This is a genomic window from Mobiluncus sp. (genome assembly GCF_985070215.1).
The window spans coordinates 1-4,844 of the sequence record NZ_CFKZQR010000070.1 but is presented as its reverse complement, the minus strand read 5'-3'; the positions used below and the strand labels follow the sequence as shown (position 1 = coordinate 4,844).

Annotated in this window: 3 protein-coding genes, 2 tRNA genes and 1 pseudogene; 2 read left to right on the top strand and 4 right to left on the bottom strand. The window is 55.9% G+C overall.

From position 1 onward, the window contains the following. Nucleotides 1-221: 221 nt before the first annotated feature. From AC5LBQ_RS09300 to AC5LBQ_RS09285, 4 genes are all read right to left on the bottom strand, one after another. Nucleotides 222-293: transfer RNA gene (locus tag AC5LBQ_RS09300), tRNA-His, on the bottom strand. Between the two features lie 132 nt (nucleotides 294-425). Next, nucleotides 426-1,064 (bottom strand): oligoribonuclease, encoded by a 639-nt coding sequence (orn, locus tag AC5LBQ_RS09295; RefSeq protein ID WP_295027243.1) that lies wholly within the window; start codon nucleotides 1,062-1,064, stop codon nucleotides 426-428. A gap of 47 nt (nucleotides 1,065-1,111) precedes the next feature. Beyond that, entirely contained in the window at nucleotides 1,112-2,323 is a 1,212-nt protein-coding gene (locus AC5LBQ_RS09290) for an ROK family transcriptional regulator (RefSeq protein ID WP_493265303.1), read from the bottom strand. A gap of 74 nt (nucleotides 2,324-2,397) precedes the next feature. Then, nucleotides 2,398-2,470, bottom strand: a tRNA-Arg gene (locus AC5LBQ_RS09285). Between the two features lie 215 nt (nucleotides 2,471-2,685). Here AC5LBQ_RS09285 and AC5LBQ_RS09280 point away from each other — a divergent pair. Beyond that, nucleotides 2,686-3,258: a single-stranded DNA-binding protein gene (locus AC5LBQ_RS09280; RefSeq protein WP_307742300.1), complete on the top strand. Its 573-nt coding sequence runs from the start codon at nucleotides 2,686-2,688 to the stop codon at nucleotides 3,256-3,258. Between the two features lie 111 nt (nucleotides 3,259-3,369). Beyond that, nucleotides 3,370-4,809, top strand: a pseudogene (ettA, locus tag AC5LBQ_RS09275) (energy-dependent translational throttle protein EttA); the annotation flags it as partial. Between the last annotated feature and the right edge of the window lie 35 nt (nucleotides 4,810-4,844).

The following is a 4,844-nucleotide window of genomic DNA, read 5'->3' as shown; positions in this document are numbered from 1 at the left end:
GGCGCGCCTCTGTCAACAAGCTGCTTACGTAAGCAAGCTTACGACGCGCTTGTTGACAGAGGCCCTGCCTGCTGCGCAGGCACGAAAAAGCCGGTCAAGGCGCATGCCTTGACCGGCGTCTGGGTATTAGCAAGGACTTGCTCCGCTCGCCTTGCATACCCTCCCTCGTTCGCGTCTCAAGCTCGAAAGCTTCGCTTTCGGCTTGGACGCTCTCTCAGTCGGGTGGCTGACGAGATTCGAACTCGCGACATCCTGAACCACAATCAGGTGCTCTACCACTGAACTACAGCCACCATCGCTTGCGAAAAGCAACCTCACTATCGTACCGGATTTTGGCGCCCAGGCGAAACTCGTGCCCCGCCCACTGAGGAAACCGAGTTTGGCGGCAACCTCACCGAACGCGCTTGTGCGCAAACACCGTCCGTTTACTTGAAAGGCGAAGTCTGCACAATCCGGGCGGCCGCGGCCTGCAGTTCCTCCGTACGGGGGCCCTCGCCCGCCGGCATCAGCACCGCACGGTAATAGCGCAACTCGTTCAAGGAATCGATGATATCGCCTAAAGCTCGGTGATTGCCGGTCTTTGCCGGAGCCAAACCGTAAACCTTCGGATACCAGCGCATCGCCAGCTCTTTCAAGGTAGACACGTCAATAATCCGGTAGTGCAGCCAGTTGATGAGTTCCGGCATCTGTTTCGCCAGGAACGCTTTATCAGAATGCACTGAATTGCCTGCTAACTGGGCTTTTCCGGGTTCGGGGACGTAGCGTTTCACGTACTCCAAAACTTGGCGGCCGGCTTCCTCCACACTCAAACCGCCGTCGAGTTCGGCCAGCAGTCCCGACTTAGTGTGCATTTCGCGTACGAATTCCCCCATGTGATTCATTGCGGTAGCGCTGGGCTTAATCAGCAAATCAATACCGGAATCTAGCGGGTTCAGTTCGGCGTCGGTGACAATCACGGCGACCTCAATCAGCTCGTCAACGTCCAAATCGAGCCCGGTCATCTCGCAGTCAATCCACACCATAGGGTCGGTTTTTTTGTTTCCCATACTGTACTTATCTCCCATTCATTAATCGTATCTGGCGGCGATTTTTCCCCTCGCCAGCCTAAGGCTCAGTTGCTTTCGTCAGATAAGAATCGTTGCAAAATCGCGTCAAGATCCACCATCGAAACCGCTTTCGCCATGGCGCCGCGCAGAGGAGCGGACGAACCCAAGGCGCTCAAATGCAAGGTGGCGTCGGCTGCGCAATCGGGCAGGGCAATTTCGTTAATGGTCTCACGAACCTGGTTTAAGAAAGCCTCGCCCGCATAGGACAGCTCACCACCGATGACAATCATCTTTGGGTTTAAGATGTTGCACACTTGTGCCAGTACGTAGCCGATAGCGCGGGCGGCTTCGTGAATGCGTCGAGTAGCCCGCACATCGCCTTCCTCGATGAGTCGATAGAGGTCATTCAACGTGTGCACCGGCATCCCCAGGCTGCGCAGCGAAGCCATAATCGCACTGGCAGAGGCTGTCATCTCCAGACAACCGCTGCCACCGCACTTGCACAACTCATGATGGTTCGGAATCGGGAGGTGCCCGATTTCGCCTGAAATCCCGCCGGTTCCGTACAGGATTTTGCCTCCTGCCATGATGCCCGCGCCGATACCGGAAGAGGCCTCAATATAGACGAAATCATCGACGTCCTTCGCGGCTCCCCACATGTGCTCAGCCAAAGCACCGGCATTCGCGTCATTTTCAGTCAGAATCGGGAAAGGAGAAACCTCTTGGGCAATGTCCTCCAGGTTGATTCCGCTAAGCCCCGGAATCATGGCGGTGTAGTTTGACAAGCGGCCATCCGAACGAACCGCGTCGGCAACGACGATGCAGCCAGCCACAATCTGAGCATTTTTTAGCCCCTTGGCGGCCATCATCGAGTCAAACAGGTCAACCGCCATTTCCTTGTTGATGTTGGCGGTAGTTTCGGGCGGTAGTGGTATCACTCGCGTGTCTACAATCTCGTGATCCAGGGTAACAATTCCAACCCGCACCTGTTCGCGTTCCAGCGACACGCCCGTGGCATAGCCAATATTAGGGGCAAACGCAATCGTGTTGCCGTGCCGGCCGGAAGCGGCTTCTGCCAGGCGTAAAATCTCGGCTTCAGTCAGTTCGCGAACGATGTTAGACACGGTTGCTGGAGCCAAGCCGGTGCGGCGGCTGATCTCGGCCTGAGATATCCCCCCAGCATCGATAATGGCAGCTAAAACGCGCTTTTGGTTCGCTACGCGCAGTGATGAAGGGGAACCGGGGCCTACAAGGTTTTCCATAGTCACGAACCCCATTTTAGTAATTTTTTTCCTTTAAAAGGTTAGCCTTCCCCAGCAAATACACCTTTGGCTTCGTTTGTGCGCGCTAGCGCCCTCGGTGGGACTCGAACCCACAACCTACGGATTAGAAGGCCGTTGCTCTATCCATTGAGCTACGAAGGCTGGCCGGTTAACCAAAAATCTGTTAACTCGACCAGTTTAGCTTATTTCCGGCATTCTCGCCCCTGTGAATAAACGGGTTATCCACAGGTAAAAAAATCTTGTCTTGGACCATTCGAGTCTTTGCGAAACCCTCGAACTGAGAGCTGTTCTATCTGGCAGCTATCGACAGTAACGAGCGCAGGGGCGTTCGGGAAAGGAAAACAATAATGAGCTCCATGACAGTAACAGTAAGCGGGTATTTGGGAAATACTCCTGTCTTGCGCCAGACCTCCGCCGGCACCCACTGGGTCCGGTTCTCTCTGGCCTGCAACGCCAGTTATCGTGACGCCAGTGGCAACTGGACCAGCGGGGAAACCACGTGGTTCAACTGCAAAGCCTGGGGGACTTTCGCCGTCAACGTTGCGGAGTCACTGCACAAGGGCGATCCGGTCGTTGCCCAGGGACGTTTAGTTCCCGGTACTTACGAACATACCGACCAGACGACCGGTGTCGTTGAAAAACGGCCGGAACTCGCTTTGCACCTGACCCATATTGGGGTTGACCTGGTGCGCACCACTTCGATAAACATCAAGTATGCCAAGGAAATCGCCAGTGATGAGAACTGTGCAAAACCGAGCAAATTCGATATTTCCGCGGACTCTCTGAATACCGTGAAGGGCGCGGAATTCGCGCAGACGGAGTCGGACCTCGTCGAGAGCGTGGAAATTCTCGACGAACTAGACGTTGAAATCGAAGCCGCCGATGAGGAGTCTTTGGTCGGCGCGGGGGCTGATGGGATCCCGTTCTGAAAAAGATTCGCGATTTCCGTTAGCATATTGGGGGTGCGGGTTTTAGACCCCACCCCCAATAGACCTCCGGGCCAGATGCTGCTCGGCTCATCGAAACTGTAAGGAAGTTGCATGTCAGAGTACATTTATTCAATGCTGAAGGCCCGTAAGAAGGTCGGCGATAAGCTCATTTTGGATGACGTAACGATGGCTTTCCTGCCGGGAGCCAAGATTGGCATGGTGGGTCCCAACGGTGCCGGCAAGTCGACAATCCTGAAAATCATGGCTGGTTTGGACGAGCCCAGCAACGGTGAAGCTATCCTCAGCCCAGGGTATTCGGTCGGTATCCTGCTGCAGGAGCCCCCGCTCAACGAGGACAAGGACGTGTTGGGCAACGTCGAGGAAGGCGTGTGGGAAATCAAGGCCAAGCTGGACCGATACAACGAGATTTCAGCCCAAATGGCCGACCCGGACGCGGATTTTGATGCCTTGATGGAAGAAATGGGTCAGCTTCAAGAAGCCATCGATGCCGCTGATGCTTGGGACCTGGACAATCAGTTGGAACAGGCGATGGACGCGCTGCGCTGTCCACCGGCAGACGCGGACGTGAAAACGCTCTCGGGAGGGGAGCGCCGCCGAGTCGCCTTGTGCAAGCTGTTGCTGGAAGCTCCGGACTTGCTGCTGCTAGACGAGCCGACCAACCACCTGGACGCCGAGTCGGTGCTGTGGCTGGAGCAACATTTGAGCCAGTACAAGGGGGCAGTCATTGCTGTCACCCACGACCGTTATTTCCTGGACCACGTGGCGGGGTGGATTGCGGAGGTCGACCGTGGCCACCTGTACCCCTATGAGGGCAACTACTCCACCTACCTGGAAAAGAAACAGGAACGTTTGGAAGTTCAGGGGCGTAAAGACGCCAAACTCCAAAAACGGTTGAAAGAAGAGCTGGAGTGGGTGCGCCAATCCGCTAAGGGGCGTCAAGCCAAGTCGAAGGCCCGTTTGCAGGCTTATGAAGCGATGGCTGCGGAAGCCGAGAAGTCTCGGAAACTTGATTTTGAAGAAATCCAGATTCCGCCGGGGCCGCGATTGGGCACGTTGGTGCTGGAGGCGACCAACCTCAAGAAAGGGTTTGGGGACCGTACCCTGATTGACGGGTTGAGTTTTAGCTTGCCGCGAAACGGCATCGTGGGAGTTATCGGGCCTAATGGGGTAGGGAAAACAACCCTGTTTAAGACCATTGTCGGGTTGGAACCCCTCGACGGGGGCGAGCTGAAAATCGGGGAAACCGTGAAGATTTCTTATGTCGACCAGGCTCGTGCGGGCATCGACCCGGACAAGACGCTGTGGGAGGTCGTCTCGGACGGGGCTGACTATATCGAGGTCGGCAAGGTCCAGATGCCGTCGCGCGCCTACGTATCCGCTTTCGGGTTCAAGGGCGCTGACCAGCAGAAACCCGCGGGCGTCTTGTCGGGTGGGGAACGCAACCGCCTCAACCTGGCTCTGACCTTGAAAGAGGGCGGAAACCTGCTGCTGCTGGACGAACCGACGAACGATTTGGACGAGCAGTCTCTGTGAACGGCTTGCGATCAAATTGAAGCGATTTCAGT

Bases quoted from the DNA above. Each gene is read 5' to 3' on its own strand.
- AC5LBQ_RS09280 (WP_307742300.1), top strand. From the start codon at position 2,686: ATGACAGTAACAGTAAGCGGGTATTTGGGAAATACTCCTGTCTTGCGC.
- orn (WP_295027243.1), bottom strand. From the start codon at position 1,064: ATGGGAGATAAGTACAGTATGGGAAACAAAAAAACCGACCCTATGGTG.
- AC5LBQ_RS09290 (WP_493265303.1), bottom strand. From the start codon at position 2,323: ATGGGGTTCGTGACTATGGAAAACCTTGTAGGCCCCGGTTCCCCTTCA.